Source organism: Actomonas spartinae, assembly GCF_051209155.1.
Taxonomy (GTDB): Bacteria; Verrucomicrobiota; Verrucomicrobiia; order Opitutales; family Opitutaceae; genus Actomonas.
Genome location: NZ_JBPJGB010000003.1, coordinates 26,644 through 53,593 on the forward strand (window position 1 = coordinate 26,644; position 26,950 = coordinate 53,593).

The following is a 26,950-nucleotide window of genomic DNA, read 5'->3' on the forward strand; positions in this document are numbered from 1 at the left end:
CTCCACTTTCGAACCATGCCCCTGAAAGAAAAACCCTTGGGTAAACTCATTTCCTTTGAAGGCGCTGAAGGCAGCGGTAAGTCGACCCAGATTGCCCGCCTCGCCAAACGCCTCGCCAAGCTCGACGTCGATGTCCTCAGCGTGCGCGAACCCGGTGGCACCGAGATCGGCGAGCAGGTGCGCAACATCATCGTGCACAACTCCGGTGGTGACGAGATGTGCGCCGAGACCGAGCTGCTGCTCTTCGCGGCGGCCCGCGCCCAACTGGTCCGCGAGGTCATCGCGCCGGCGCTGCTCAAGAGCACGATCGTGCTGAGCGATCGTTTCATGGATTCGTCCACGGTTTACCAGGGCATCGCGCGCAACCTGGCCTCCGACCCCGTCAGCCTCATCAACCACTTCGCGGTCGGCAACGTCATGCCGACCCTCACCGTCGTCCTCGACGTGCCGCCCACGGTATCCAAGAAGCGGATTCGCCAGCGCGCCTCCGACGTGCCGGATCGCATGGAGCGCGAGAACATCGACTTCTACAAGAAGGTCCGCAAGGGCTACCTGCTCCTGGCCCAAAGCCTGCCTGAGCGCATCGTGGTGGTCGACGGCACCCAGACCGAAAACCAGATCGAGCAGGACATCTGGAAGGTCGCGAAGAAGGTGCTCGGGCTCAAAGCCGCGGCCAAACCGGCCAAGCCGAGCGAGCCGAAGAAGAAGGCCGCGAAAAAGAAAAAGGCCGCCAAGAAGTAGCGCGACCTGCGCTCACGCCACCCCGGATGCCCGCCCTCGCCTGGCCCGATTCCCTGCAAGGCACGCCCGCTGTGGCCGTCATCGAACGGGCCATCGTCAGCGGCCGCCTTTCGCACAGCCTGCTGATCACCGGCGACGAATACGAAACCCTCGTCGCCGTCTCGCACGCCATCGCCGACCGGCTGCTTTACCCCAATCCGGATGCGGGCGGCCCGCGCTTCTCGCCGGACGAACACCCCGACTGCTTCAGCCTGCGCCCCGCCGGCAAGATGCGCCAGATCAAGGCCGGTAAAAGCGCCGATGATCCCGGGACCATGCGTGAGTTCATCCGCAAAATCGCGGTTTCCGCGTCCTCCGGCGACCACAAGGTCGGCATCGTGCACGAGGCCGATCGCATGAACATCGCGACCGCCAACGTCTTCCTCAAAACGCTGGAGGAGCCGCCGGCCAACACGACGCTGCTGGTGCTCACCACCCGCCCCTACTCGCTGCTGCCCACGATTCGCAGTCGCTGCCTGAATTTTCGTTTCCCGTCGGCCGAAGTCGGATTTCTGCCCGACGGCTGGCGCGCGTGGATTGAAGACTACCGCGAATGGCTCAGTCGCCTCTCGGCCGGCGTCAGCGACCGCAAGGCCGCCGCCGACGCCGTGTTCGGCGCCTACGGGCTCACCGCGCGATTTGGCGTCATCCTCGACGCCGCCACCGCCGAGGCCTGGAAGGCGCAGAAAGGCAGCCTGCCGGCCGACCTCGAAGATGACGAAAAAGTCGCCATCGAAACCGGTCTAGCCAATGGCCTCCGCCTGAAGCTCTTCGCCGGCATCGAACACGCGACGCGTGATTTCGCCCTGGAACGCATCAGCACCGGGGACGAATCCTACCGGCGCGCCTTCACGGGGGCGGTCGAAAAACTTGAACACGCCGTCGGCCTGCTGCGCGTAAACCTGAACGCGCAGGCTGCGCTCGAGAGCTTCCTGCTGCAGTCGCTGCGCCTCTGGGCGGCGCGGAAATAAAACAGCGGACGCGACTGTAGCCGGGCTCGTCGAGCCCGGTTCGTCGTTCTTCGTTCCAACCGGGATCACCGACCCCGGCTACAGCGCTGGCGCTTAACGCTCTATCGGTAGCGCAAAGCAACCGCTTGCCGGGACCTTCCCCCGCGTGGCAGCGTGACCGTTTCGCTTCAGCTTCATGTCGTCGTCCGTCGTCCGTCCCACCCTCTTTGCCATCGCGTTGCCGATCTTTGTCGAGAACGCGCTGCATGTGCTCACCAGCACGATCGACGTGCTGATGGTCAGCACGATCTCGGACGACGCCGTCGCCGGGCTCGGCGTTGCCCACCAGTTTGTCGTGCTGGCGATCATGATCTTCGGCTTCGTGGGCATCGGCAGCAGCGTGGTCGTGACCCACAGTCTGGGCGGAAACGACCGTCGCGGCGCGCAGGCCACGGCGGCCACGGCGATTGCGGTCAACCTCTGGCTCGGCATGGCGATCAGCCTCCTCATCACGCTCAACGCCGGTCGTCTGCTCGGCTGGATGAGCCTGCCGGACAAGCTCTTCCCCTACGCCGAACCTTACCTGGTCATTCTCGGGGCGACCCTCTGGCTGGAAGCCCACAACGTCGCAGTGGGCGCCATCCTGCGGGCCCACGGTCGTGCCGCCGATGCGATGTGGGTGACGCTGCTGCAGAACGGCATCAACGCCGCCGGCAACGCGATCCTGCTGTTCGGCCTCTTCGGCGCTCCCCGCATGGGTATCGTCGGCGTGGCTTTGGCGACCGCGTTCAGTCGCGTCGTGGCGGCGGCCGTCTTTTGGGTGTTGCTACGCAAGCGGACGGGCGTGCGGCTGTCCGCGCTCAGTTTTGTGCGCGTGCCGCTGAATCGCCTGAAACGCATCCTCAGCATCGGCGCGCCCTCGGCCGGCGAACACCTTTGTTGGTGGTTGGCCTTCATGACCATCACCACCTTCACGGCGCGAATGGGCGCGACCGCGCTGGCCGTGCAGTCCTACACCATGAACGTGATGCACGTGGTCTTCACCTTCAGCTTCGCCCTCGCGCTGGCCAACGAGATCATCCTCGGTCACCAGGTCGGCGCCGGTGAATTTGAGGCGGCCTATCACCGCCTGCTGAAGACCCTGAAAATCGGCCTCGTCGTGGTCGGGTTGGCCGTGCTGCCCAACGCCATCTGGGGCGGCTGGATCCTCTCTTGGTTCAGCGATGATGCGGCCGTGATCACGATGGGCGCCTTCCTGCTGAAAATGACCCTGCTCATCGAACCCGGGCGGCTCTTCAACATGACGATGGTGTGCGGCCTGCGCGCGACCGGCGATGTGCGCTTCCCGCTCAAGCTGGGCCTGATCGGCATGTGGGGCCTGTGGGTGCCGCTCTCGTGGTTCCTCGGCATCACGCTCGAGCTCGGTCTGCCCGGTTTGTGGACGGCCATGATCGTGGACGAAACGTTCCGCGGTTTCATCATGCTGCGCCGCTGGCGGCGGCGGGAATGGCTGCCCCACGCGCAGCGTAGCCGTGATGGCGTGACGGCCAGTCTGGCCGAGGCCTGAGGCTAGAACCACTCGACCCCGTTGGGGGCGCCGAAGTTCTCGGTGAGTGCCTCGGGGGTGAACAGACTGGGCGTAAACTCCAGGCCCAGCGCAGCGCCGCGCACTTCAAAGCGCACTTTGTCGCGGGTTGCTTCGTCGCGCACGTCGATCGACTTCACGATCCATTGCTCCCCCAGTTTCTTGAGGTCCAGCACGGTCAGCTTGCGTTCGGGCTGTTCATCGCCGTCCAAAATCACGGCCTGCATGAGGGCGTTGAACTGCGCGTCGAGGTGCAACCGCACACCGGCGATCTCCGGATGAACCGCCGCGAATGCATCCGGCGGATACATCAGGAAGGCATGCACCGCCCGACCGCGCACCCGCGTGACGCCTTCGTAGACAAACTCCGGCCAATAAATGAAGGGCATCTGCAGCTCAAACATGGAGAGACCGGTGCCGCCGATCGGATCGAGCAAGGTCTCGGGCGTAAGTTGCGTCACGGCGACCGCGGTAGAATCGGTGCCGATTGCCGGTGGCGAGTAGCGCCAAGCCTGCGGCGTCGGGCCGTTTTGACCGAGCAGACGATCCAGCGCGGCCAGTGATTCGGGCGCCCTCAGGTCGGCGCGAAAAATGGGGCCGACCGCATTGCGTGAACCCCACATCCGACCGCGCACGGTCGAGCGTTCGCCGCGGCGAGGCAGCACCTCGAGGTCGAATTCCAAATAGTAGTCGCCGGCGATCCCCAGACTGCGGAAGTGCTGCATCACCTCCACGCCGCGAGCCGGATCGGCCTCGTCGGACAGGTAGCGTGGGCGCAGGCGATTGCCCTTCTGCTGCGCCGATGCCGCCGGTGCGCCCAAGATGAGCGCCAGCAGGCCAACCGCACAAAAAAGGCAGACCGCGCGGGCGGCCTGCCTGGGAAAGTTCACGGGGCAACGCTGCATGCGTGCCAAGGACTCGAAAATCAGGGATTGGGTTCCGTGGTGGCCGGAGCAGCTTCCTCGGTGGTCGAGGCCTCGTCGGTCATCGTCGCACCAAAGTCCGGCATGGCGGCTTCGCTGTTGGCCGGGGCCTCAATCGAAGGGAGCGCGGCATCGGCTTCAGCCTGGGCAGCGTTGCGCACATAGATGTGACCGAGATAGAGCAGCAGGCTGAGCACGAAGAAGGCGATCGCACCGCGGATGGTGGCCGTCGTGAGGACGTTGCCAGTATCGGCGCCAAAGGTGGCTTCGGCCGCGCCGCCGCCGAGGGCGGCACCCATGCCGCCGTCGCTCTTGGCCTTTTGCATGAGGACGAGCAACACCAGTGCGACGGACACAATGATGAGGATGAAGGTGAAAATCGCGATGAGGAGATTCATGGAAAAGGGCTAACTGAGCAGTTGGCGGCAGGGCTTGTCAATGCCGCGGGAAAACGGGGTTTGAGGGTGGCTGCGGGTGCGAGGGAGTGGCGGATGCAGGGGCCACTCGCTCACGCTCGCAGCTACAGCGGAAGGATGCTCAGGCTTCGACGCCGAGTTTCTCAAGGATGCGCGCGAGGTCGTCGTTGCCGGCGTATTGGATGACGATCTGGCCCTTCTTGCCACTGTGCTTGAGGGCCACCCGGGCACCGAGGTGGGACGTGAGCTTCTTCTCAATGCCGGTGATGGCGGCGACTTCGGCGGCGCTACCGCCCTTCTTGGCTCTGGCGGTCGAACTGCGGCCGGACTTTTTGTCCTGCACCAGTTTTTCGGTGGCACGCACGCTGAGACCGTCCTCGATCACTCGCCGCGCGAGCACGGCGCGCTCGGCCGGACTCTCGACGCCGAGCAGGACCTTGGCGTGACCGACGCTGAGAATGGCCTTGGCCACGTAGCCCTGCAGTTCCGCATCGAGGGAAAGCAGGCGCAGGGTATTGGCCACGGAGGCGCGGCTTTTGCCCACGCGGTCGGCGGCCTGCTCCTGCGTGAGGTCGAAGTCGCGAATGAGGCTGGCATAACCATAAGCCTCGTCGATGGGATTGAGGCCTTCGCGCTGGAGGTTCTCGATGAGGCCGAGCGCGGCGGCGGAGGCGTTGGTCGCCTCGACGACACGGGCCGGGATCGTCTTGAGTTTAAGGACCTGGTAGGCACGCCAACGGCGTTCGCCGGCGATGAGCTCATATTGTTTGTCCTTCAGCTTGCGGACGACGATCGGCTGCAGCAGGCCCTCGGCCTTGATGCTTTCGGCCAGCTCGTTGAGGTGCTCGGCCTGAATTTCGCGGCGCGCCTGATAAGGGCTCGGTTCGATCTGGCCAATGGGCAGATCCTCGAACCCTGGCGTGGCGGGCGGTTCCTCCGATTTGGCGGCGGGAGCGTTTTTACCGTCGCCGCCCTTGAGATTACCCACGGCTTTGGCAGCCGCTTGGGCGGTGGGAGATTTGGCGGGAGACGCGGCGGCGATGAGTCCGCCGAGACCGCGGCCGAGTCGGGATTTGGATGCAGCCATGGAGGGGGTTATTGACCGCCGGGGATGAAGAGCGTCTGGCCGACCTGGATCTTGGTGGGGTCGGTGATGCGGTTGGCGTTCTGGATGTCTTTGATGGTGGATTTAAAACGCGAGGCGATGCTCGAAAGCGTGTCCCCCTTCTGGATGGTGTAGCGAATGCCTTCCTTGGGGAAATCGTCGGTGAAGGTCGGCGCGGCCACTTGGGCGCGGGCAGCCATACCTTTGGCCACGGAATCCACGGCGGCGTTGGTCTGCCGGGCAAGTTCCTCGATGGCCTTGGAGGCCTGGGCGCGCGAGGTGTTGTCGCCTTGGGCGATGAGCTGGTTGAGCTCGGCGACGGCGTCGTTGAGCTGGGAAACCGTGGCGAAGGTCCGGTCGATGCCGTCGGTGGCCTTGAGCAGGCGGGCATTGTCGCGCTCGAGCTGTTCGATGCGCAGGGACATCTGGCCGATGCGCTCCACCAGAATGCGCACGTCTTCGCGCAGGCCGGCGACCTGGGAGCCGAGGTTGTTTTGGGCGGGGTATTGAGCCGAACTCACCGCGCAGAACGCGAGGGATAGGAAACCGATGAGCGCAGGTTTAATCATGGTCGCGCAGCTTGCGTAAAAGCCCCCGCGAAAACAAGCGGCTAAGTCGATTCCTGCCGCACGAGTTCGGGCATCGGCGCCGAGGGCAAAACCGAACCCGTATCCACGGGGAAACCACGCAGAAAATCGGTGGCGGGCATCATCCGACCGCCGGGGCGCTGCAATTGAAGGAGCCGCAGGGTGCCCTGCCCGGTCGCCACCTCGAGCGCACCTGTGTTCAGGCCCAGCACCGTGCCAGCCACTGCATCCGGCTGGGTCGGGCTCGACTCGGCCAGGCCAAGTTTTACGTCCTGGCCTTGAACCACCACGCGCACGCTGGGCCACGGGAAGAGGCCATTGACGCGGGCGGCGAGTTCGGCCGCCGGGGAGGCAAAGTCCAACCCGCCGTCGGTCTTGACCAGGCGGCGGCAGAAGGTCGCGGCCGGGTGGTCCTGTTCGACAAAGTGAAGGTTTCCCCCCGCCAAAGCCGGCAGGCCGCGCGCGACGAGGGGAACACAGGCCGCGGCGAGTTTGGCTTCGACGTCGAGTGCGGTGTCGCGCGGCGCGATGGGCACGCGCTCCACATCGGCGACCGGCCCGGCATCAAGCGCGCGCACGATCCGCATCAGAGCGACGCCAGTTTCCGTTTCGCCATTGGCGATCGCGCTTTGGATCGGCGAAGCGCCGCGATATTTGGGTAGGAGCGAGGCGTGAAGGTTGAGCGTGCCGAGCCGCGGGGTGTCGATGAAGGCCTCACGGAGGATGTGACCGTAGGCCATGACGAGCGCGACATCGGCAGCGTAGCCCGCGAGTGTGGCGCGGGCGTCGCTAGTCAGTTTCTCCGGTTGATGCACCGGCAGACCGCGCGCCTGGGCCCATTGTTTGATCGCGTTAGCGACGACCTTTTGGCCCCGACCCACGGCGCGATCCGGCTGGGTGAAGACGGCCACCAGCTCCGCATGGGTGGCCCCCTCTTCGATCAACCAGTTGAGCATGGGCAAGGCGATCGCGTCGGAGCCCATGAAGACGATGCGCAGGCGGTCAGTCTTCAAGGGTATCAAAATCGTCATCCGGAAACCCGCCCCACTCCGGCGCGTCGGCGGCCGGGTCGCGCTTGGGTTTGAGCGGTCCGTGTCCCCCGCGGTCCTTGTGGCGTTCCTTGCCGACGAGTTGGAACACGATCGGGCAGCCGCCGAGTTCGAACTCGTTGACGATGCTGGATTCGAGGTAGCGGCGGTAGTTGTCCGGCAGGCGTTCCTCGCGGTTGCAGAAGATACGGATTCGGAACGGGCGGTTGCCGGTCTGGGTGGCGTAGTAGATCTTGAAGCGGCGGTTGGCGATGGCGGGCGGCGGCGTCTTTTGCACCATGGCTTCCATCAGCGCATTGAGCTTCGAGGTCGGCAGTTTGGTGTCCAACACCCGGTTGATCTTCACCGCGGTGTTGAGCATGCGATCGATCTCGTGGTCACCGAGCGCCGACACGAACACAACCGGCGAACCGGCCGTGAAGAACAGGCGGTCAAACAGCGCCTTCTCGTATTTTTCGCGGTAGTCGCGCTCGTCTTTGTAGAAACGGGTCGAGTCGTCGCCGCGCTTGAAGGCCTCGAGCACGAGGTCCCATTTGTTCACCACGACGATGATGGGTTTGTTCTCCTTCACCGCTTCACCGGCGATGGCCTTGTCCTGCTGAGTGATGCCATCGAAGGCGTCGACCACCATGAAGATGACGTCGGCGCGCTGAATGGCATCGAGCGAACGCAGGCGGGAAAAGTATTCGACCGGCGACGCGAGTTTGGTCTGCGCCTTGATGCCGGCGGTATCGATGAGGCGGAAGTCAACCAGCTTGCCGTTGCGGGCCTTGAACTTGAAAGGCAGCTCCACGGCATCGCGCGTGGTGCCCGGCGTCGCGCTCACGATGAGGCGATCGCTCTTGAGCAGGCGGTTGCCGAGCGAGGATTTACCGACGTTGGGCCGACCGATGAAGCAGACGCAGAGCGGGTCCTCGGCGGTCTTGGTTTCGCCGTCGTCAGCAGTTTCCGGGACCGGCCCAAGGCGCTCCATGATCGCGTCGCGCAGGTCGCTCTCCCCTCGCCCATGTTCGGCCGAGACGCGGCAGGGTTCACCGAGCCCGAGGCGGTAGACTTCGTCCAACTCGACCTTCTCGTCATCGAAGTCGGCTTTGTTGACCACGAGCAGCACATCCTTCTTGGAGCGGCGAAGCATCTGGCCAATGCGGGTATCGAGCGCGGTGAGCCCCTCGATGCCGTCGACGACGAACAGAATCAGGTCGGCCGCCGCGATGGCGAAGTCGACTTGTCGTTCGGACGCGGCGGTGAGTTCAGCGGTGCTTTCGCCGCCAACCAGGCCGATGCCGCCGGTATCGAGCAGGGTGTAAGCTCCGTCGGCGACGTCGACCGAAATCACATCACGGGTGATGCCGGCCTGGTCGTGCACGATCGATACGCGCCGCCCGACAAGGCGGTTGAAGAGGCGGCTTTTGCCCACATTGGGGCGGCCTACAATGGCGACGGCGCGTGGCATGGAAGACGGAGGAATGAGGAGGCTTACGTGGAAGCCGAACCGGTGTTGGAAATGAAACGTTCCATGCGATCGCAGGCAACGATGAGCTGGTCGTAACCAGTGGCGAAACAGGCGCGGACGTGGTTCGTGCCGCCGGTGCCAAAGGCGGTGCCCGGCACAACGGCCACCTTTTCCTGCCGGAGCAGGCCTTCAGCGAACGCCTTCTCCGTCAACCCGGTCGTGCCGACGTTTGGAAAGGCGTAGAACGACCCGCGCGGCGAATGGCAGGTGAGCCCGATCTCGTTGAAGCGGCGGACGACCAGATCCCGCCGGCGATGGTATTGTTCGCGCATGCGGGCGACGGCCTCTTCGCCATTGCGAAGGGCTTCGAGGGCGCCTTCCTGGGCGATGATCGAGGCGCACATCATGGCGTATTGGTGGACCTTCATCATGGCGTCGATTAGGACGGCCGGACCGCAGGCGTAGCCGATGCGCCAACCGGTCATGGCAAAGGCTTTGGAGAAACCGTGCAGAAAGATGGTGCGCTCGGCCATGCCGGGCAGCGACGCGATGCTGACGTGCTCGCCCTCGAAAGTGAGCTCCGAGTAGATCTCGTCGGAAAGCACGAGCAGGTCCTTGTCGCGGGCAAAGGCCGCAATGCGCTCGATCTGCTCACGGGAACAGGTGCCGCCGGTCGGATTGCACGGCAGGTTGAGCATGAGGATCTTGGCCCCAGGTTGCCAGGCGGCCTCGAGGGCCTCGGCGGTGAGGGCGAAGTTGTCCTTGGCGTAGGTCGGCACCGCGATGGCCTCGCCGTGCGCGAGCTGAATGCTCGGGTGATAGGACACGTAACACGGCTGGTGATACATGACCTTGTCGCCGGGATTGAGGAAGGCACGGAACGCGAGATCGAGGGCCTCCGACACGCCGACGGTCACGATCACCTGATCTTCCGGACGATACTCGACCGCGAAGTGTTTGGCCACGTAGCGGGAGATCTCCTTGCGAAGCTCCGGCATGCCCAGGTTCGAGGTGTAGTAGGTCTTGCCCTTTTCGAGCGCGTAGATGGCGTGCTCGCGGATGTGCCAAGGCGTGGTGAAGTCGGGTTCGCCGACGCCAAGGGAAATGACGTCAGCGTCGCCCTTCATCTTGGCGACGAGCTCAAAGAAATCGCGGATGCCGCTCTTGGGTAGCGTGGAAACGTGTCCCGCCACCCACTTGGAGGGATTGGCTTGCATGGCAGAAGAGGCGGCGCGTTACGGCGCGACGTTGAGGCGGTGGCTGGAGCCCTCCTCGGATTCGAGCAGGAAACCTTGGTCCTTGTAGCAACGCAGCAGGAAGTGCGTGGCGGTGGAGAGGACACCCTCGATCGAGGAAAGTTTTTCAGAGACGAAGGCCGCGACGCTCTGCAGGGAGCGACCGCGCACGATGACCATCAAGTCGTAGCCACCGGATACGAGCATGCAGGTGTGAACCTCGTCGAAGCGGCTGATGCGTTGCGCGAGACGGTTAAAGCCCCCTTCGCGTTCCGGCGTGATGCGCACCTCGATCACGGCCTCGACGGCTGCTTCGGCTGCGGCCTCGCGCGACAAATCGAGCACCGGACGCCAGCCGAGTAAGATCTTATCTTTTTTCAGCTGCTCCAGGTGCTGTTCGACTTCGGCCTCGGAAAGGCCCGCCACTTGCGCGATCTGCGCGGTGGAGAGGCTACCGCCTTCGAGTAACAGCTTGAGAACAGGATTCATAGGGACCGGCCATCTTCGGGCCGCTTTTACATTTTTCCAGCGAATAAACGGCGAATGCCGCTAAAGCCGGCCGGTCGGCGACCGATGGCCAGAACCAGCACCCATCCCTTTCCCACCATGAGGATCCTCGTAGTAGAAGACGAACCGGCCAGTCGCGATATTTTGACCCAAATCCTGGAAACCAAGGTTTCCTGGCAGACCACCGTGGTGGACAACGGCGCGGCCGGTTGGTGGCACCTGAGCGATCCGGACGAAGATCCCTATGACATGATGATCACCGACCTGGACATGCCGATCGTGGGCGGACTCGATCTGGTCAAGCGCATCCGCAAGAGCCGCGTGCACAGCAACATGCTCATTGTGGTGTGCAGCGGCAACAAGGACCGCGACGTGGTCAAAGAGCTCGTCGTCAACGGCACCAACGGTTACATCCTGAAACCCTACGAGGCCAAGGACGTGCTAGCGAAGATCGAGGGACTGCTTGGCAACCGTCCGCACCGCAGCATTTCGGTGGCGCTGGGCGCCGGCGGCGACTGAGCGCGAACGCCTGACGTATTTGCGCGGGGGCGGCGCAGATTGGGAGTTGGAATTGGGCGGCGGGCTTTCTTAGCTCTGCGGTTTCGACCCTTTCCTTCCGCATGTTCGAAACCCTCAGCGACAAACTTTCCTCCGCCCTGCGCAACCTGCGCGGGGTCGGCAAACTCAGCGAAGAAAACATGGCCGATGCCCTCAAGGAGGTGCGCACGGCCCTGCTCTCCGCCGACGTTCACTTCAAGGTGGCGCGCCAGTTTGTCGACAAGGTGCGCGAGGAAGTGGTCGGCCAAGAGGTGCTCAAGGGCGTCACGCCCGGCCAGCAGATCGTCAAAATCATCCACGACGAGTTGGTCAAACTGCTCGGCGAGGGCGAAACCCAGCTCAATCCGAAGAAGCCGCTCAAGGTCCTGATGGTAGGCCTCCACGGCTCGGGTAAAACAACCTCGACCGCCAAGCTCGGCCGCCTGCTCAAGAAAAAGGGTTACAACGCCCCTCACCTCGTGGCCTGCGACATCTACCGCCCGGCGGCCATCGATCAGCTCGAGATCCTCGCGCAGGCCAACGAACTTGGGTTCACCTGCGACCGCGCGTCCAAGGATGTGCCCGCCATCGGTCGCGCCGGTCTCGCGGCGGCCAAGGCGAGCGAGGCCGATCTGGTCATCTTCGACACCGCCGGTCGGCTGCAAATCGACGAAGACCTGATCGAGGAAGTGAAACGCCTGCGCGAGGCCGTGCAGCCGGACGAGATCATCCTCGTCGCCGACGGCGCGCTCGGCCAGGAGGCCGTCAATGTCGCCAAGAGTTTCCACGAGGCCTTGGGCCTCACCGGTCTCATTCTCACCAAACTCGACGGCGACGCCCGCGGCGGTGCCGCGCTTTCGATCAAGTCGATCACCGGCGTGCCCATCAAATTTGTCGGTCTCGGCGAAAAGGTGGAGGAGTTTGAACCCTTTCATCCCGACCGTCTCGCCTCGCGCATCCTCGGCATGGGCGACGTCGTTTCGCTCGTCGAGAAGGCCCAGGAGAACATCGACGAGAAGGAAGCCGAGCGCATGGCGGAGAAGCTGCGCAAAGCCGACTTCAACCTGGAGGACTTCCTCGCCCAGATGCAGCAGGTGAAGAAGATGGGCTCCATGCAGAGCATCGTCGGCATGCTTCCGGGCATGAACAATGTGCAGCTCGATGACAGCCACGATCGGCAGATGAAACGGACGGAGTCCATCATCCTCTCGATGACGTTGAAAGAACGCCGCAATCCGCAGATTCTCAATGGCAGTCGCCGCATGCGCATCGCCAACGGCGCCGGGGTCAAGGTCGTCGAAGTCAATCAGTTGCTGAAGCAGTTCCAGCAGATGCAGAAGATGATGAAGATGATGAAGGGCTCCAAAGGCCGGAAGATGATGAAGCGCATGCAGGCCATGGGCGACGCCGGCGGCATGCCCGGGATGCCCGGACTCGGCGGTGGCGGCGGCAAGCTGGGCAAATGGTAGGATTGCTCCCTTCCGGAGCCGCAGAGCGATCTGGCCATTGGCGTTATAACATCCGTTATTCCCTGCATGTCCTACACCACCAAAGTTCGTAAGATCGGCAACTCCCTCGGCGTCATCCTGCCCAAGGAGGCTTTGGCGGAACTCCAAGTGGAGGAAGGTCAGGCGCTCTACCTGACTAAAGCGCCGGATGGCGGACTGCGCATCACGGCGGGGGATGAGGAATTCGGCCGCCAACTGGCTATCGGTCAGGATTTGATGAAACGCTACCGCAACGCGCTTCGGGAGCTGGCGAAGTGAAGCCGCCGACCTGGCTTCTCAAAGAAGTCGAGCTGGCCCTACACGAACAATCTCTGAGTCTATTCGGCGGACTCGAGGGTGTGCGCGATGAAAGCATGCTAGATTCCGCGCTGCGCCGACCGCAGAACCGTGCAGCCTACGAACAGCCTGGGATCTTCGACTTGGCTGCGGCTTACGCTTTCGGTCTGGCCAAGAACCATCCGTTTTTCGACGGCAACAAGCGTATCGCATTTCTGTCGGCAGTCACCTTTCTGGAAGCCAACGGCCACACCTTCACCGGGTCGGAAGTCGACGCGGTGCTGAAGACCCTGGCGCTGGCCGCCGGCGAGTTGGACGAGGCGGGTTTTGCGACGTGGCTGGCAGAAAACTCGCAACCGGCGCGCTAATCGCTACATCCCGCTCCAGCCGCATGAGCAGCACCCGCACCACCTACAAACCCGCCATCGCCTCGGCGGTCATCATTGCGAACATGATCGGCACGGGCGTTTTCACGTCCCTCGGCTACCAGCTGATCGATATTCAGTCCGGTTTCGTGCTCATCATGCTGTGGGTCGTCGGCGGCATCACCGCACTCTGCGGCGCCCTCACCTACGCCGAGCTCGGGGCGGCCCTGCCGCGCTCCGGCGGCGAATACAATTTCCTCAGCCGCATCTACCACCCCGGCATCGGATTCATCTCCGGCTGGGTGTCGGCGACGGTGGGTTTCGCCGCGCCGGTGTCGCTCGCGGCGATCACCTTTGGCAGCTACCTTTCCGCCGCGATTCCCGGTCTCAACGCCCAATGGCTGGCGGTGGCCCTCATCGCCGTGGTCACGGTGGCGCACACCGGTCGCCGCCGCAGCAGCAGCAATTTCCAAAGCGTGTTCACGGCGGTGAAGATCTCGCTCATCATCGGGTTCTGCCTGTTGTGCGGCATCATGGTTGGCGAGGTGCAGCCGGTGCATTTCCTCCCCAGCGCGGGGGACGGATCCCTGATGATCAGCGGCGCGTTTGCCGTGTCGCTCATCTACGTGAACTACGCCTACACCGGCTGGAACTCGGTGACCTACCTCATCAACGAGGTCGATGATGCGCAGCGCAACCTGCCGCGTATCCTGATTTCCAGCACGCTCACCGTGATGGTGCTCTACGTGGCGCTCAACTTCACCTTTCTGCTCGTCGCGCCAATCGACGCCATGGTCGGCAAGGTCGAGGTCGGCTACATCGCCGCGCAACATGTCTTCGGCGAAGCCGGCGCCTCGGCCATCAGCTTTGTGCTCTCGCTGCTGCTCATCTCCACGGTAAGCGCGATGACGATCGCGGGACCGCGCGTGCTTCAGGTTATCGGCGAGGACTTCGCCCTCTTTGGCCGTTTGGCGAAAAAGAACGAGGACGGCATTCCCGCGTTGGCCATCTATGTGCAGTCGGGCCTCGCGGTCATCTTTGTCCTGGTGTCGTCGTTCCAGAGCATCCTGTTGTTTTCCAGTTTTGTGCTCAGCCTGAACACGCTGTTTGCGGTGTTTGGCATCTTCGTCTTGCGCCGCCGCCAGCCGGACCTCCCGCGCCCCTACCGCACCTGGCTGTATCCGCTGCCGCCGCTGGTGTTCCTGGGCCTGACCCTGTGGAGCCTCATCTACATCGCCAAATCGCAACCGCAGGAGGCCCTGTTTGCCTTCGCGCTCGTGGTGGTCGGCGCCCTCGCCTACGCGGTGGCGTTGAAATACCAGCGAACGCGGTGAGACCGGATCAGGTCACGCCGTAGGCCCGCACGGCCTCGGCCACCCGCACAAAGCCGGCGACATTGGCGCCGAAGACATAGTCGTCCGGTCGCCGGTAACGGTCGGCGAAGTTTCGGCAACTTTGGTGAATCGACGCCATGATGCGCTGCAACTCTTCGTCGACTTGCTGGAAGGTCCAGGACTCCAGCGACGCGTTCTGCCGCATCTCCAGCGCAGACACCGCGACCCCGCCGGCGTTGGCCGCCTTGGCCGGACCGAAGCGCACGCCGGCTTCGCGCAGCACGGCCACGGCCTCCGGGGTGCAGGGCATGTTGGCCCCCTCGGCCACGAGCTTGCAGCCGCCTTTGACCAAGGCCTTCGCATCCTCCTCATCGAGCTCGTTTTGCGTCGCGCACGGAAAGGCGAAATCACAGCCGATCGACCAGGGCTTTTTGCCCGGATGAAACTCCGCCCGGCGCCGCAGCCGCGGGTATTCACTCAGGCGCTTGCGCTCCTTTTCCTTGAGCAGGCGGAGGCAGTCGAAATCGAGGCCGTCCGGGTCGACGACCGTGCCACCGGAATCCGAGCAGGCCACCACCGTCACGCCCAGGTCCTGCAGCTTTTTGATGCAATAAAGGGCCACGTTGCCCGAACCGGAAACCACCGCGCGCCCTTCGCTCAGGTCTTCGCCGGCGGCCCGCATCATCTCGCGGGCGAAATAGACCGTGCCAAACCCGGTGGCCTCGGTGCGCGCCAAGGAGCCGCCAAGGGAGGCCGACTTGCCGGTGAGCACGCCCAGCTCGTGACGCTGGGTCAATTTTTTGTATTCGCCAAACAGATACCCGATCTCCCGACCGCCGACGCCAATGTCCCCGGCCGGCACGTCGGTTTGGGAACCCACGTAGCGGAAGAGTTCGGACATGAAGGCTTGGCAAAAGCGCATGATTTCGGTCTCGGACTTCCCCTTGGGGTCGAAGTCCGCACCGCCCTTGCCGCCGCCGATCGGCAGCCCGGTGAGGCTGTTCTTAAAGATCTGTTCGAAGCCAAGGAACTTGATCGTGTCGAGTCGCACCGAGGGATGAAAACGCAGGCCGCCCTTGTAGGGGCCGAGTGCGCTGCTGAACCCAACCCGGAAACCCCGATTCACGTGCACGCGTTCCTGGTCGTCCATCCACGCGACGCGAAACATGACCTGGCGTTCCGGTTCGCACAGACGTTCGACGATGCCGAGCTGAGCAATGTCGGGGTTTTCCGCCAGGACCGGCTCAAGTGATTCGATCACTTCATGCGCGGCCTGCAGAAACAGGCGATCGTTGGCGTTGCGGTTGGCGAGAGTCTGCCAGACCTCGGCCAGATAGGGGTTTTGCGGAGTATCCACGGCGCGAATATGGGGCTGCCAAATGGCAGCAGCTCGTCAGTGGATTGTAGAGCAGAAAGCGGGGAGGTTTATTCCGCGTCGGGAAACAGGGCGCGATCGATACCGGGAATCACCCGCAGGGCGTTTTCGAAATAGACCTTGCGCAGGATGGAGTCGGGCAAATCCAGGCCGTAGAGGCGCCAGAAGGCGTGGCGCTTCCGGTAGTAGGGAAAGTATTCGTCGGCGGTCTCCAGCACGCGGAAATAGGTGTAGTATTCCGTCGGCGCCCAACTGTCTTTGCCCATGAGAATCCGGTCCTGGTATTTCTCAAAAAACGCCCGGGCACGTCGCGGTTGGCGGGCCGGGTCGTAAATCACCGCACCGAGTTCGGTGACGACGTTGGGACACTCGTCCAGGTAGGCGGAAAGCCGGTCGAGATCCGCCGCCAACCACATGAAGTGGGCGGCGATGAAGGTCGTCCCCGGATGCTTCCGGAAGACATTCACTTGTTCCTCCGTCAACTGGTCGAAGGTGGGCTCCCCTTCCCGCTTGCGGCGCGGCCGTTCCTTGAGCTCAAGCCAGCGTTCGTTGTGTTTGTCGTGCGGCAACCAGAACGCGGCCGGATCACCGGTGTGGATGAGCACGGGCACCCCGAGCTCACCGGCTTTGGCCCAAAGGGGATCGAGCCGGGGATCATCCACCCGCACGCGCTCTCCGGCGGCATCAAAGACATGCATGCCGAGATTCTTGAAAATCTTCAGCCCTTGGGCACCGGCCTTCACGTCCGCCTCGAACTGGGCCGCCGTGCGCTCCGGGTAATCCGGATCGTCGATTCCGTCGAAGGACGGGTTGGCGAAGATTGCGAAGCGCGACGGGTAGCGATCCTTCGAGGCCCGCAGGACGACCTTGAGGCGATCTCCGCTGCCGCCCGACAAGTTGACCATCACGGCCAGGTTCAGCTTGTCCATGTCGGCCACCGTTTCGTCGACCACTTCGGCGGAAAGGCGCGGTCCCCACTGGTGGTTGTGAGCATCCACGAATGGGAATTTGGCCCGCGTCACGTGGTGCTCCGGCACGACCAGCATCGAATGCGGATCATAGTCCTCAAAACTCATCTCCTGAGCCCCCAGAGGGGCGACGGTCAAGGCGGTGACGAGCGCGGCGAGGCCAACTGGACGGTTGAAGGGGGCAAAGGGTCGCATGGCCCGGAGGTTGGGACGCGCCGTCTCCCTCGCAATCGCCAAACCCGGCGACCCGCTTGCACCCAGGTCGGCGTTAAGCTCCGCCTCGCCCCGCCGCGGGCACGTTTTCGGGCTAAATTTCCGCCGCAACGCACCGATGAAAACAGAGTAAGCGCCACGATCTTCGCGATCCTCCACCGATGAAACGTAACCCAAACGATCTTGCTCCCCGGCCTGTGAACCGGAACTCCCTCACGGCGGCGTGGCGGGATGGAAAGATCACCACCCGGGAGTTTCACAGCCAATGGATCGCGATGGCCGTGCGCACTGCGCCCCGCAAACACCAGCCTTCAATCCTTCCTCAGTCATGATCTTCGCCACCAAAACCAACCCCCGCACCAAGTTTAATCGTTGGCTGAACAACAACCCCGTCATCCCTTTCGAGCTTGAGGCTCCGAAGCGCCCGGCGGTGTTTACTCCGCGCAACCGCGTCAAGGCCCTCACCGAATCACCGGTGGCCGACATTTACGTGCTGCAGACGCCGACCCGCCCGGCGGCCTGATCCCCCCCTCCCTTTTTCGTGTTGTAGACCCATTCCCTCGACCGGGACGCCAACGGTGTCCCGGTCTTTTTTGTGCCTCCAACTGAGCTTCCGACCGGGTGAGAGCCAGGGCGGATCTGATTCAGGCAATTTTTTGTTGCGAGATCCACGGCCGCTCGACGGCGGGAGCATCGGCCGCGTTTAAACTCAAGTTCCGGGGAATCGTGGTGCCCGTCGCCATGATTCGAACGGTCGGGTCGAGACGACGGGCGAAGTCGCTGATGTTCACCAGCAGGGGATTCGACGGATACATCCGGTCGACTTCCCCAACGCCCGGAATGGACGGCAGGATGCGGGTGATCTGGTCGTGCACGGAGAGCAGGTTCACCTTGCTCAAGCGTTGCGCCAGAATTTCCGGTGCGGTGAAAATATGGCCGGCGAGTGCATCCAGCGACGGCGTGCCGCCCGCGGCGCCCGTGCCGCGGTGTCTTAGTTCGGCGGCGGCACTGAGGATAAGGGAGGGGTCCACCTCACTGGCGCCCCCGTAATCGAAGGCCTGATCGATGATCACATGGGCAAACTGCATGCCGCTCGCGATGTCCCGCACCAATGCCCGTGGACTCCGGTAGGGCGCATAAGTGTAACCGAGACGGACGCAGAGGTGGCGAATGACGTTGTTGAACAACGGATCCGAGTCGAGGACCGCCAGTTTCTGCCAGAAGTGGTGTTGTCCATCGACCCGCAGTTCCACCTCCTTGCTGCCACGTCGCAGGAGCTCCCGGTAGGCCGGCAGGATCTGAGGACGCGCATCCTCATGTTTCCAGCGTGAGATGATCGCGTCGAACTCCCCGACGTTCAGTTGAAAACTTGCGGTCGTAAGCCGCACCTCGCGCACACCGGGGAGGCGGAGACGTTGGTTGGATGATACCAGCGCGATGGTCTCAATCCCATCGAGGCGACGGTCCCGGACCAACTCGCGCAGTAACCCATGGTTGCGTTCGCCGTTTTCTCCCTGGAGGTCGACCAGCAGCGCCGTGCAAGATTTGAGGGTGCGCTCGAGTCCCCCGGAACGGAACACCTCGGCCGATTCAAAGATCGTGTGCGGGACACAGTAGACCTTGCAGATGAACTGCAGCGAATAACCCAGACTGCGACTGGGGGAGATAATGCCAAAGCGGTGACGCTTCGGTCCGGATTTCCCCGGAGCGGCTGCTGGTGCAGGCACAGGCCTAGATTGAATCGATGAGTGCATCGCTTGCGTCGACTCAGCGAAAGGCCAGATCCGCCAAGTGCTCGTGAATTAGAAAACTTGCGCCATCTATCGTGACGCCCCCCACATGCTTTAGCCTTTCGCTTGCAATTGAGGTAGATTCCCCGGGCAATGCCCGGGAAACCCTCCGGGAGATGGGCCTAAACAGGCCCACTTCGGTGATGAAGACGGGAGCTTAGGCGAGTTTCGCCTGCACCATCTTGCTCGCCGCACCAAAGTCGATGAGTCCGGCTTCGGGGTGCTTTTTCAACACGCCCATGACCTGGCCCATCTGCGCGCGATTGGATGCACCGGTCTCGGCGATCGCCGCTTCGACGATGGCGGCGAGCTTGTCGCCGGTGATCTGCGCCGGGAGGTAGACCTCCAACAAGGCGATCTCGCGATCGTTGGCCTCCACCAGATCCGTGCGCCCCGCCTTGGCAAAGTCGACATTGGCATCGCTGAGATTCTTCACCGCCTTGCGCAGGGTGGCCACGACCAACTCGTCGTTGATCTCGGCGTTGGTGTCCATCGCCGCGCGCTGGATCGCGGCGTCGGCGGTGCGCAGCGCGGTCGCCTTGTCGGATTCGCGCGCCTTCATGGCGGTGATGATGTCGGAACGGAGGGTTTCGTAGAGCGTCATGGAAAGTTGAGTTTGTTAGGGCAACCAGGGGAACTTGCGAGCGTCGGGCTGGCGCTTCTCACGCTGCGCCGAATGAAACTCCTTGGCCTCTTCGCTCATGTAGTAAAGCAGCGTCGCATTGCCGGCGAGTTCCTGCAGCCCGGATTGGCCGTCGACGTCCGCATTGAACGCCGCCTTCAGGCAACGAATCGCCAAAGGGCTGTGGCCGAGAATCTCGCGGGCCCATTTCACGCCCTCGGCCTCCAGTTCAGCGATCGGCACGACGGTGTTGACCAAACCCATCTCCAAGGCCTCGGCGGCATTGTATTGGCGGCACAGATACCAGATTTCGCGGGCCTTCTTCTGTCCCACAATGCGCGCCAAATAACTCGAACCGAAGCCGCCATCGAAGCTGCCCATCTTCGGCCCAACCTGACCGCAGATGGCGTTGTCGGCCGCGATGCTCAGGTCACAGACGATATGCAAGACGTGGCCGCCGCCGATCGCGTAACCGGCGACAAGCGCGATCACGACTTTCGGCATCGAGCGGATGAGCTTCTGCACATCCAGAATGTTGAGGCGCGGAATGCCGTCGGCCCCCACATATCCGGCGTGGCCGCGCACGCTTTGGTCACCGCCGGCGCAAAACGCATATTTCCCATCCGTGTGCGGGCCGGCACCGGTCAACAGCACGACCCCGACCGAGGTGTCTTCGCGCGCGTCAATCAAGGCTTCGTGCAGTTCAAAAACGGTCTCCGGACGAAAGGCATTCCGCTTGTGCGGGCGGTTGATCGTGATCTTCGCAATGCCGTCGGCCTTGTGATAGAGGATGTCCTTGTAGTCTTTGACGATCTGCCAGTTGGGGAGACTCATGCGGCTCACAGTGCGGGTCGTTTCCCTCGCGTCAACCGGCACGATCGACCCGTGGCCGGCGCAAGAATCCGCTTGGACCGTCGGAGATCCTCCCTCATGCATGCCGCACTTCATGAGTTCAGCGCATCCGCCTTCCGGCTCCGAAAAGGGGCTTCGTATCGGCCTGGCCATCGGCGCACTCGGTGTCGTTTTTGGCGACATCGGAACCAGCCCGCTCTATGCGCTGCGTGAATCGATCGAACACCTGCCGGTGGAGGAGCGGGCGTCGGGCGTATTCGGCGTTCTGTCCCTGATTTTCTGGTCTCTGTTTTTGGTGGTGAGCGTCAAATACGCGACGGTGGTGATGCGCGCCGACAATCGCGGCGAAGGCGGTATTTTCGCCCTCCTGGCGCTCGGCGGGATGGACCGCACGCCCGGAGCCAGCAAACGCATCACGCCGGCGGTCGTGATTGTGTTGGTCGGCGCCGCCATGATTTGCGGTGAGGGCGTCATCACGCCGGCGATCTCGGTGCTCAGCGCAACGGAGGGTCTGCAGGTTATCATGCCGGCGGCGAGCGACTACATCATCCCGATCTGCATCGCGATTCTGGTGGGCCTTTTCTGGGTGCAGCAACGCGGCACGCACACCATCGGCGCGCTGTTTGGTCCGGTGATGCTGGTGTGGTTTTCCACGCTCGGGTTGCTGGGCTTGATGCGCATCTTCGATGCCCCCGAGGTGCTCGGTTCACTGAACCCGATGCACGCGGTGTCACTGCTCACGCACCATCCGGAGAGCGTCACCAAAATCCTCGGTTCGGTCGTGCTTGCGATCACCGGCGTCGAGGCGCTCTACGCGGATATGGGCCACTTCGGCAGGCAGGCCATTTTGCGGGCCTGGTATGGTTTGGTGCTGCCGGGGCTCACCCTGAACTATTTCGGCCAAGGCGCCTACGTCATCGCGCATCCGGCGGACACCCATAACCCGTTTCTATCGCTAGCGCCGGAGGGCGTGTTGCGCGGTGGCCTGCTCGTGCTGTCCTTGTTTGCCGCCATCATCGCCAGCCAGGCGCTCATTTCCGGCACCTATTCGCTTATTCGCCAGGCGATGCAATTGGGCTACTTCCCGCGTTTGAAGGTGCTCCACACCAATGCCGAGCAGCGCGGCCAGATCTATGTGCCCTTGGTCAATTTCGCGTTGGCGATCGGCTCGATCACGACCGTGCTCTTGTTCAAGTCTTCCTCGGCCCTCGCCGCCGCTTACGGCATCGCGGTCACCGGCACCATGGCCGTGACGACCTTCGCGCTCTTTTTTGTGGCGACGCGAAAATGGAAATGGAGCGTGCTCCCGGCGGCCCTCATGTGCGTCGCGTTCTGGTCGATCGACCTTGGTTTCTTCTTCGCCAATCTGCCCAAGTTCTTCGACGGCGGCTGGCTGCCGATCGCGCTGGGCCTCACCCTGCTGGCGGTGATGATCACCTGGAAGACCGGCCGCCTTGAGATTCAGGAAAAGGTCTACGGCGAAGCCATCCACGGTATCGAGCTCAGTGAGATCGCCAAGAGCAGCCACATCGTGCGCGTGCCGGGCAGCGCCGTGTTCATGGTCGGCACGCCGCGCGGCACTCCCCTCGCCTTGCTCCACCATTTGAAGGCCAACAAGTGCCTGCAGGAGACGGTCGTGCTTCTCACGATTCTCACCGAGGAGGTGCCGACCGTGCCCGAGGACGAGCGCATGACGCTCGAGCACAAGGGCCAAGGCGTGTGGCGCGCCATCGGTCGCTACGGATACATGGAGTCGCCCAACGTTGCCAACCTGTGCGAACGCATCCGCGGCCAGGGCGTCGACGTGAGCACGCAGGCCACGACCTTCTATTTCAATCGCGAGATGATCATCGGTGGCGGCAACGCCCGGATGTTCGAGTGGCAAAAGGCCCTGTATTCCTTCCTCAGCCGCAACGCCCGGCCGGTGAAGGATTATTACGCCATCCTGCCGACGCAGATCATCGAGATCGGGCTGCCGATTCAGTTGTAGGCCGGGCGGGCCTTGCGCGCGCGGCACCGTCGGCCGTTCTCCCGGCATGGAGCCTGTTACCCTGCGTCCCTTCACCACCGGCCACCTCTCCGATGCCCTCGCGCTTTGGTTGCGCTGCTCAGGCATCGGGCTGGGCGAATCCGACACCCCCGATGCCTTGCGGGAATTCCTGCTCCGCAACCCCGGCTGCAGCTTCGTGGCCGAGTCCGGCGGCCAACTCATCGGCACCATCCTCGGTGGGCATGATGGGCGGCGGGCATTTCTCTACCACCTTGCGGTCGCCGCGGATCGGCGGGGCCACGGCATCGGCACGCGTCTGGTCGACACAGCCCTCGAGCGCTTCAAACGGCTGCGCATCCCGCGCGTGACCCTGCACCTCTTCGCCCACAACGATGAAGGTAAAGCATTCTGGCACTCGACCCATTGGCGCTCCCGCGACGATTTGGTCGTGCTCCAAAAGGATCTCTCGGTCCGCTAACCCCCACCCCGTTGTCCCATGAAGTCTTCCCTGCTTTCCGTCGCCGCGCTGGTCGCGTCCTGCTCCTTCGCCGCCGCACCTGAACTGTTGTGGGAAACCGACGGTTTCGCCGGGCCGGAATCGATCGTGTATGATCACCAGCGGAATTGTTTCTACGTGTCCAACATGGGCACCTGGGGCGAGGGCCAGGTCGAACACGACGGTTTCATCAGTCGCGTGGGCGCCTCCGGGGAACTGCTCGACGCCAAGTGGGTGACCGGCCTGGACAACCCCAAGGGCCTCGCGATCGCCAACGGCAATCTCTACGTTGGCGACGACCATGCGATGCACGAGATCGACCTCGATACGGGCAAGCTGACCGCGCATCACGCGCCGAGCAACGGCGACGGCGCCAGCTTCAACGACTGCACCGCCGACCCTGACGGCAACGTCTACGTTTTCAGCTCCGCAGCGAAGAAAATCTATCGCCTCCACGCCGGTCGCTTCGAACCGTGGGTCGACATCGACACCGGCTTCACCGGCGGCCTCAATGGACTGCGGGCGGAAGCCGACCGGCTGCTCCTCGGCGGTTGGTCGTGGCGCGACGGCGACGGCGTCGAACAACTCGGCCACCTCTCCGCCGTCAGCTACCGCGATCGCGGCATCACACGCATCGGTGAGGAACACATCGCCCACATCGATGGCATCGAGCCGGATGGCCTCGGCGGTTACACCGTGACCGACTGGCTGACGGGTGACGTCAAACAGGTCTCCGCCGCCGGCAAGTCGACTCTGCTGATGACCCTTGTGCAAGGCACCGCCGATCACGAATACGTCATCGACCAGCAGCTGCTGCTTATCCCGTTGATGAAGGACAACCTCGTGCGCGCCTACCGCTGGCAGCCCTGAGCGAGCGCAATTCAACCGAGCTGCCGCGGCAGCTCGCGAAACAGGCGTTTGCGCGTCGCGACGTCGGCGCGCCGATCGGTGCGCACCTCGATCACTCGCACTCCCTCCGCCGGCAGGCTGGTAAACGCGGCCACCAAATCGTCGCTCGTTTCCACCAAACGCTGCGCGACCCGATGGCCCGCGCACAAGGCACCGAGGTCCATGCTGGGCGGCGTCGAGAAGTAGCGCTCAAAAGGCGGGTCAAATTGCGCGACGGGCAAGTGGCCAAAGATTCCCCCGCCGTTGTTATTGATCACGACAATGGTGAGACTGCCCCGCAGGTCGGCCGCAATCTGGAGGCCATTGCTGTCATGCAGAAAAGCCAGGTCACCGGTGAGCAGAACCGTCGGCCCATCCTGCCCGTGCGCGATGCCCATGGCGGTCGAAATCGTGCCGTCGATGCCGTTGGCACCGCGGCTGGAGAACACCTGCAGGCCCCGGCGGCTGGTGGGCCAAAAATATTCGAGGTCACGCACCGGCATGCTGTTGGCGACGCAGAGCGCGGCCCCGTCCGGCAGTAGCCGCGCCAATCGCCAGGCCACTTCGCCCTCAAAGATCGATTCGCGCGCCTCGTTGAACCAGTCGTCGAGGGCTCCGCGCATCTGCGTTTCAGCATCCCGCCAAGCGCCCGCCCAGGCTGCGTCGACCGGCGGATTGCCTTCGATCGCCAGCGCCGTGACCGCGGCTTCGATCTCCCGGGTTTTGCCGTGCATCGCGTCGTGACTGCCGGCGCGCGGCGAAATCATCAGCATCTCGGCTTGCGACATTTCGAGCCATTGCCGCAGCTCCTTGCTGGTGGGCCACGCCTCCAGCGCAATCACCATGCGCGGCGTGAGCTCGCGGGCCAGTCGCTCGTTGCGCAAAATGGCATGGTAGGCCGAAACCACGACCACGTCGTCCGGTGCGTATTGGCGAAGTGGTGACAGCACGTCGGCCAGAATCGGCCAACCGGTCCGGCGAGCCAGATTCGCCACCACCTCCGCATAGGCCGCCGGATCCTCGGGCATGGCCGGTCCCGCCACAATCAAGCCCCGCGCTGGCGTCCCGCGTTGATGCAGCACGAGCCCACCCGGGCGCAGCTCCGGCGCCGCCGGCTGCGCGAAGAAGTCGTCATCGACCATCGCACGCAAGGTCTCCGCCTCACCGCCATCGGGCAACGGCGGCAGCGGGTCACGAAACGGCGCGTTGAGATGAACCGGCCCGCTCGCGGCGGCGCGGGTCCAGGCTTGGCGAGCCGTCTGACGCAGATAGCGCAACAACTCGATGCGCGGCTCCGGCACCGCCAGCTCGTGATACCAGGTCACATAGGACCCGTAGAGCTTTTGCTGATCAATCGTCTGGCCCGCCGCGCAATCGCGCAGTTCCGGGGGACGGTCCGCCGTGAGGACGATGAGCGGCGTGCCCGTTTCATGCGCCTCGATGATGGCCGGAAAATAATGGGCGGCCGCGCTGCCGCTGGTGCACACCAGCACAACCGGGCGATGTTGTCGCCGGGCCTGCCCCAGGGCGAAGAATGCGGCCGAACGCTCGTCGAGCACCGGCACGGCGTCGATTTCCGGATGAGCCGCCAGGGCCAGCGTGAGCGGCGTCGAACGTGAGCCCGGCGAGACGACCGCCGAGCGCAGACCGCAACGCACCAAGGTTTCGACGAGCACGGAGCTCCACAGGCTGTTGAGGTTGCGAAAATCGAGGGTGCTCATCGCAGGGGTTGCAGGGCGTTGAGAAGGGCTTGGGCCTTGAGCTCGGTTTCGGCAAACTCCTTGTCGGGAGTCGAGCCCGCCACAATGCCGGCGCCGGCGTAGAGTCGCGCCCGGTCGCCGTGCACCAACGCGGAGCGAATTCCGACGAGGAACTCTCCCCCGCCCCGCGCGTTCATCCAACCAATGGCGCCGGCGTAGAGGCCGCGAGGGAACCCTTCCAAATCGCGAATGGCCGCCACGGCGGCTTCGCGCGGCGAACCACCCACGGCCGGAGTCGGGTGCAGTTGCGCCACCGCATCCAACAAGCGGATACCGTCCGGGAGCTCCGCCCGCACCGGCGTGTGCAGGTGCTGCAGATTGGCCAGCTTGCGCAGGCCCGGTGATGCGGGATGATTCAGGGTCAGCCCGAGGGCCTCGAGACGTCGCTTCACCGAGTCGAGCACGAGCTGATGTTCGTGCCGGTCCTTTTCGCTGGCAAGCAGCTGCGCGCCCGCCGCGGCGTCATCGACCGCCCCACGACCGCGCCGCGTCGTGCCGGCCAGCACATCGGCCTCCAGCACGCGTTGACTCACGCGCACAAGGCGTTCCGGGCTCGCGCCGATGAAGCTGTCACCGCGCCCGTTGGCGACGGAGAAGGCAAAACAGTCCGGGAAGCGCTCGCGCAAACCGTCCAGAACTTGCAGCGGGTGCAAGGCGGTATCGGCCTGCAAATCGACGGCGCGGGCCAGCACGATTTTCTCGAATTCGCCGGCGGCAATGTGTTCGAGGCCGGTGGCGACGGTGCGGCGGTAATCGGAGGATTCGACGCGGGTCCAATGCTGCGGTTCGCGCGACGGTGTGCCGGCGGCGCCGGCGACACTGAAACCACCAAAACGGGCGTGCGCCCGCCACACCCGTTCGGCCAAGGCCGCGAGATCGGCGTCGGGCGCGACCGGCACGTTGGCGACCGCCGTGGTCACGTCGCCGGCTCGGGCCACCTGCCAGCGTGGCACAAAGGCGGTGAGCGCGGGAAATGGTTCACCAGGTTCAGTCTGAGTCTGAAACGCCGCCGCTACGAAAATGTGCGGACCACCGAAGGGAGCATTCACCGGACCGACCGCGATGGTGCGATCGAAAAGGTCGTCGGCCCACGCCTGCAGTCGCAGGAAGCGATCATCGCCGTCGGTCGCAAAATGCGCGGCGGTTTCGGCGCCGGCGATCGCGGCGGCGTCCGACGGATGCTCGGCATAAAAATGCAATTGGCCCGGCTCGTAGATCGCCTCCAGCACCGCGAGCGGATCGAGCGCATCCACCGTGATGCTGATGCTCACGAGGCGCTCGCGCCCGTCGCTTTGCGCCGCGGCCTGACATTGCGCGAGAAAAGCCTGCAGCGCCTCCGGCGTCGCGTGGTCAGCGGGCTGCAGCGGCAGGACTTTCATCGCGAAC

The 26,950-nt window shown here is 63.8% G+C and carries 27 protein-coding genes; 12 read left to right on the plus strand and 15 right to left on the minus strand.

Annotated elements, in window-relative coordinates; all coding sequences use genetic code 11:
* Positions 1-15: 15 nt before the first annotated feature.
* The 3 genes from tmk (at position 16) to AC0MRV_RS15115 (ending at position 3,297) form a co-directional block, all read left to right on the plus strand.
* Positions 16-741, plus strand: coding sequence for a dTMP kinase (tmk, locus tag AC0MRV_RS15105; protein WP_472765326.1), 726 nt, complete (start codon positions 16-18; stop codon positions 739-741).
* 26 nt (positions 742-767) lie between these two features.
* Positions 768-1,751: a hypothetical protein gene (locus AC0MRV_RS15110; RefSeq protein ID WP_472765327.1), complete on the plus strand. Its 984-nt coding sequence runs from the start codon at positions 768-770 to the stop codon at positions 1,749-1,751.
* Between the two features lie 175 nt (positions 1,752-1,926).
* Positions 1,927-3,297, plus strand: coding sequence for an MATE family efflux transporter (locus AC0MRV_RS15115; RefSeq protein ID WP_472765328.1), 1,371 nt, complete (start codon positions 1,927-1,929; stop codon positions 3,295-3,297).
* A 2-nt stretch (positions 3,298-3,299) separates the two neighbouring features.
* On the opposite strand, the gene AC0MRV_RS15120 is transcribed toward AC0MRV_RS15115, so the two are convergent.
* From AC0MRV_RS15120 to AC0MRV_RS15155, 8 genes are all read right to left on the minus strand, one after another.
* Positions 3,300-4,205, minus strand: coding sequence for a LolA-like protein (locus AC0MRV_RS15120; RefSeq protein ID WP_472765329.1), 906 nt, complete (start codon positions 4,203-4,205; stop codon positions 3,300-3,302).
* A 35-nt stretch (positions 4,206-4,240) separates the two neighbouring features.
* Positions 4,241-4,636: a preprotein translocase subunit SecG gene (gene secG, locus AC0MRV_RS15125; protein ID WP_472765330.1), complete on the minus strand. Its 396-nt coding sequence runs from the start codon at positions 4,634-4,636 to the stop codon at positions 4,241-4,243.
* A 139-nt stretch (positions 4,637-4,775) separates the two neighbouring features.
* Positions 4,776-5,741 (minus strand): ParB/RepB/Spo0J family partition protein, encoded by a 966-nt coding sequence (locus tag AC0MRV_RS15130; protein WP_472765331.1) that lies wholly within the window; start codon positions 5,739-5,741, stop codon positions 4,776-4,778.
* Between the two features lie 8 nt (positions 5,742-5,749).
* On the minus strand, positions 5,750-6,328 hold the full coding sequence (locus tag AC0MRV_RS15135) for a LysM peptidoglycan-binding domain-containing protein (RefSeq protein WP_472765332.1): 579 nt from the start codon (positions 6,326-6,328) through the stop codon (positions 5,750-5,752).
* Between the two features lie 41 nt (positions 6,329-6,369).
* Complete coding sequence (gene fmt, locus AC0MRV_RS15140) at positions 6,370-7,359, minus strand: methionyl-tRNA formyltransferase (protein ID WP_472765333.1); 990 nt, start codon at positions 7,357-7,359, stop codon at positions 6,370-6,372.
* Positions 7,349-8,848, minus strand: a complete 1,500-nt coding sequence (gene der / locus AC0MRV_RS15145; protein ID WP_472765334.1) for a ribosome biogenesis GTPase Der — start codon at positions 8,846-8,848, stop codon at positions 7,349-7,351. Before der ends, fmt begins: the two co-directional genes overlap by 11 nt.
* 23 nt (positions 8,849-8,871) lie before the next feature.
* Complete coding sequence (locus AC0MRV_RS15150) at positions 8,872-10,065, minus strand: aminotransferase class I/II-fold pyridoxal phosphate-dependent enzyme (protein WP_472765335.1); 1,194 nt, start codon at positions 10,063-10,065, stop codon at positions 8,872-8,874.
* 18 nt (positions 10,066-10,083) lie between these two features.
* Positions 10,084-10,572, minus strand: a complete 489-nt coding sequence (locus tag AC0MRV_RS15155; RefSeq protein WP_472765336.1) for an Lrp/AsnC family transcriptional regulator — start codon at positions 10,570-10,572, stop codon at positions 10,084-10,086.
* A 117-nt stretch (positions 10,573-10,689) separates the two neighbouring features.
* On the opposite strand from AC0MRV_RS15155, the gene AC0MRV_RS15160 reads away from it, so the two are divergent.
* The 5 genes from AC0MRV_RS15160 (at position 10,690) to AC0MRV_RS15180 (ending at position 14,610) form a co-directional block, all read left to right on the plus strand.
* Entirely contained in the window at positions 10,690-11,109 is a 420-nt protein-coding gene (locus AC0MRV_RS15160; RefSeq protein ID WP_472765337.1) for a response regulator, read from the plus strand.
* A 101-nt stretch (positions 11,110-11,210) separates the two neighbouring features.
* Positions 11,211-12,596 carry a signal recognition particle protein gene (gene ffh, locus AC0MRV_RS15165; protein WP_472765338.1) on the plus strand — a complete coding sequence of 462 codons (1,386 nt, stop codon included), beginning with the start codon at positions 11,211-11,213 and terminating at the stop codon, positions 12,594-12,596.
* Between the two features lie 66 nt (positions 12,597-12,662).
* Positions 12,663-12,893 carry an AbrB/MazE/SpoVT family DNA-binding domain-containing protein gene (locus AC0MRV_RS15170; RefSeq protein ID WP_472765339.1) on the plus strand — a complete coding sequence of 77 codons (231 nt, stop codon included), beginning with the start codon at positions 12,663-12,665 and terminating at the stop codon, positions 12,891-12,893.
* Positions 12,890-13,279, plus strand: a complete 390-nt coding sequence (locus AC0MRV_RS15175; protein WP_472765340.1) for a type II toxin-antitoxin system death-on-curing family toxin — start codon at positions 12,890-12,892, stop codon at positions 13,277-13,279. Before AC0MRV_RS15170 ends, AC0MRV_RS15175 begins: the two co-directional genes overlap by 4 nt.
* A 23-nt stretch (positions 13,280-13,302) precedes the next feature.
* Positions 13,303-14,610, plus strand: coding sequence for an APC family permease (locus AC0MRV_RS15180; RefSeq protein ID WP_472765341.1), 1,308 nt, complete (start codon positions 13,303-13,305; stop codon positions 14,608-14,610).
* A gap of 7 nt (positions 14,611-14,617) precedes the next feature.
* On the opposite strand, the gene gdhA is transcribed toward AC0MRV_RS15180, so the two are convergent.
* Both gdhA and AC0MRV_RS15190 read right to left on the minus strand, forming a co-directional pair.
* Positions 14,618-15,967, minus strand: a complete 1,350-nt coding sequence (gene gdhA, locus AC0MRV_RS15185) for an NADP-specific glutamate dehydrogenase (RefSeq protein WP_472765342.1) — start codon at positions 15,965-15,967, stop codon at positions 14,618-14,620.
* A 68-nt stretch (positions 15,968-16,035) separates the two neighbouring features.
* A complete protein-coding gene (locus AC0MRV_RS15190) occupies positions 16,036-17,148 on the minus strand; it encodes an amidohydrolase family protein (RefSeq protein WP_472765343.1) in 1,113 nt (370 codons plus the stop codon).
* A gap of 346 nt (positions 17,149-17,494) precedes the next feature.
* Between AC0MRV_RS15190 and AC0MRV_RS15195 the strand changes: the two genes are divergently transcribed.
* Complete coding sequence (locus AC0MRV_RS15195) at positions 17,495-17,689, plus strand: hypothetical protein (RefSeq protein ID WP_472765344.1); 195 nt, start codon at positions 17,495-17,497, stop codon at positions 17,687-17,689.
* Positions 17,690-17,810: 121 nt separating this feature from the next.
* On the opposite strand, the gene AC0MRV_RS15200 is transcribed toward AC0MRV_RS15195, so the two are convergent.
* From AC0MRV_RS15200 to menB, 3 genes are all read right to left on the minus strand, one after another.
* Entirely contained in the window at positions 17,811-18,893 is a 1,083-nt protein-coding gene (locus AC0MRV_RS15200; protein WP_472765345.1) for a hypothetical protein, read from the minus strand.
* A gap of 220 nt (positions 18,894-19,113) precedes the next feature.
* Positions 19,114-19,560 (minus strand): GatB/YqeY domain-containing protein, encoded by a 447-nt coding sequence (locus AC0MRV_RS15205; protein ID WP_472765346.1) that lies wholly within the window; start codon positions 19,558-19,560, stop codon positions 19,114-19,116.
* A 15-nt stretch (positions 19,561-19,575) separates the two neighbouring features.
* Positions 19,576-20,412: a 1,4-dihydroxy-2-naphthoyl-CoA synthase gene (menB, locus tag AC0MRV_RS15210; RefSeq protein ID WP_472765347.1), complete on the minus strand. Its 837-nt coding sequence runs from the start codon at positions 20,410-20,412 to the stop codon at positions 19,576-19,578.
* 112 nt (positions 20,413-20,524) lie between these two features.
* Between menB and AC0MRV_RS15215 the strand changes: the two genes are divergently transcribed.
* From AC0MRV_RS15215 to AC0MRV_RS15225, 3 genes are read left to right on the plus strand one after another with little or no spacing between them, the layout of a single operon-like run.
* Complete coding sequence (locus AC0MRV_RS15215) at positions 20,525-22,420, plus strand: potassium transporter Kup (protein WP_472765348.1); 1,896 nt, start codon at positions 20,525-20,527, stop codon at positions 22,418-22,420.
* 46 nt (positions 22,421-22,466) lie between these two features.
* Positions 22,467-22,898, plus strand: a complete 432-nt coding sequence (locus tag AC0MRV_RS15220) for a GNAT family N-acetyltransferase (protein ID WP_472765349.1) — start codon at positions 22,467-22,469, stop codon at positions 22,896-22,898.
* 18 nt (positions 22,899-22,916) lie between these two features.
* Positions 22,917-23,786, plus strand: coding sequence for an SMP-30/gluconolactonase/LRE family protein (locus AC0MRV_RS15225; RefSeq protein ID WP_472765350.1), 870 nt, complete (start codon positions 22,917-22,919; stop codon positions 23,784-23,786).
* Positions 23,787-23,797: 11 nt separating this feature from the next.
* Here AC0MRV_RS15225 and menD read toward each other — a convergent pair whose 3' ends face one another.
* Positions 23,798-25,525, minus strand: coding sequence for a 2-succinyl-5-enolpyruvyl-6-hydroxy-3-cyclohexene-1-carboxylic-acid synthase (menD, locus tag AC0MRV_RS15230; protein WP_472765351.1), 1,728 nt, complete (start codon positions 25,523-25,525; stop codon positions 23,798-23,800).
* The gene (locus AC0MRV_RS15235) at positions 25,522-26,943 is read right to left on the minus strand and encodes an isochorismate synthase (RefSeq protein WP_472765352.1); all 1,422 of its coding nucleotides are present in this window, start codon (positions 26,941-26,943) and stop codon (positions 25,522-25,524) included. Before AC0MRV_RS15235 ends, menD begins: the two co-directional genes overlap by 4 nt.
* Positions 26,944-26,950 lie beyond the last annotated feature (7 nt).

Bases quoted from the DNA above. Each gene is read 5' to 3' on its own strand.
- AC0MRV_RS15155 (WP_472765336.1), bottom strand. From the start codon at position 10,572: ATGAATCCTGTTCTCAAGCTGTTACTCGAAGGCGGTAGCCTCTCCACC.
- AC0MRV_RS15195 (WP_472765344.1), top strand. From the start codon at position 17,495: ATGATCTTCGCCACCAAAACCAACCCCCGCACCAAGTTTAATCGTTGG.
- AC0MRV_RS15220 (WP_472765349.1), top strand. From the start codon at position 22,467: ATGGAGCCTGTTACCCTGCGTCCCTTCACCACCGGCCACCTCTCCGAT.
- AC0MRV_RS15180 (WP_472765341.1), top strand. From the start codon at position 13,303: ATGAGCAGCACCCGCACCACCTACAAACCCGCCATCGCCTCGGCGGTC.
- AC0MRV_RS15215 (WP_472765348.1), top strand. From the start codon at position 20,525: ATGAGTTCAGCGCATCCGCCTTCCGGCTCCGAAAAGGGGCTTCGTATC.
- menB (WP_472765347.1), bottom strand. From the start codon at position 20,412: ATGAGTCTCCCCAACTGGCAGATCGTCAAAGACTACAAGGACATCCTC.
- AC0MRV_RS15110 (WP_472765327.1), top strand. From the start codon at position 768: ATGCCCGCCCTCGCCTGGCCCGATTCCCTGCAAGGCACGCCCGCTGTG.
- AC0MRV_RS15130 (WP_472765331.1), bottom strand. From the start codon at position 5,741: ATGGCTGCATCCAAATCCCGACTCGGCCGCGGTCTCGGCGGACTCATC.
- AC0MRV_RS15170 (WP_472765339.1), top strand. From the start codon at position 12,663: ATGTCCTACACCACCAAAGTTCGTAAGATCGGCAACTCCCTCGGCGTC.
- AC0MRV_RS15135 (WP_472765332.1), bottom strand. From the start codon at position 6,328: ATGATTAAACCTGCGCTCATCGGTTTCCTATCCCTCGCGTTCTGCGCG.
- ffh (WP_472765338.1), top strand. From the start codon at position 11,211: ATGTTCGAAACCCTCAGCGACAAACTTTCCTCCGCCCTGCGCAACCTG.
- AC0MRV_RS15160 (WP_472765337.1), top strand. From the start codon at position 10,690: ATGAGGATCCTCGTAGTAGAAGACGAACCGGCCAGTCGCGATATTTTG.
- AC0MRV_RS15115 (WP_472765328.1), top strand. From the start codon at position 1,927: ATGTCGTCGTCCGTCGTCCGTCCCACCCTCTTTGCCATCGCGTTGCCG.
- der (WP_472765334.1), bottom strand. From the start codon at position 8,848: ATGCCACGCGCCGTCGCCATTGTAGGCCGCCCCAATGTGGGCAAAAGC.
- AC0MRV_RS15235 (WP_472765352.1), bottom strand. From the start codon at position 26,943: ATGAAAGTCCTGCCGCTGCAGCCCGCTGACCACGCGACGCCGGAGGCG.
- menD (WP_472765351.1), bottom strand. From the start codon at position 25,525: ATGAGCACCCTCGATTTTCGCAACCTCAACAGCCTGTGGAGCTCCGTG.
- AC0MRV_RS15225 (WP_472765350.1), top strand. From the start codon at position 22,917: ATGAAGTCTTCCCTGCTTTCCGTCGCCGCGCTGGTCGCGTCCTGCTCC.
- tmk (WP_472765326.1), top strand. From the start codon at position 16: ATGCCCCTGAAAGAAAAACCCTTGGGTAAACTCATTTCCTTTGAAGGC.
- AC0MRV_RS15205 (WP_472765346.1), bottom strand. From the start codon at position 19,560: ATGACGCTCTACGAAACCCTCCGTTCCGACATCATCACCGCCATGAAG.
- AC0MRV_RS15190 (WP_472765343.1), bottom strand. From the start codon at position 17,148: ATGCGACCCTTTGCCCCCTTCAACCGTCCAGTTGGCCTCGCCGCGCTC.
- secG (WP_472765330.1), bottom strand. From the start codon at position 4,636: ATGAATCTCCTCATCGCGATTTTCACCTTCATCCTCATCATTGTGTCC.
- AC0MRV_RS15150 (WP_472765335.1), bottom strand. From the start codon at position 10,065: ATGCAAGCCAATCCCTCCAAGTGGGTGGCGGGACACGTTTCCACGCTA.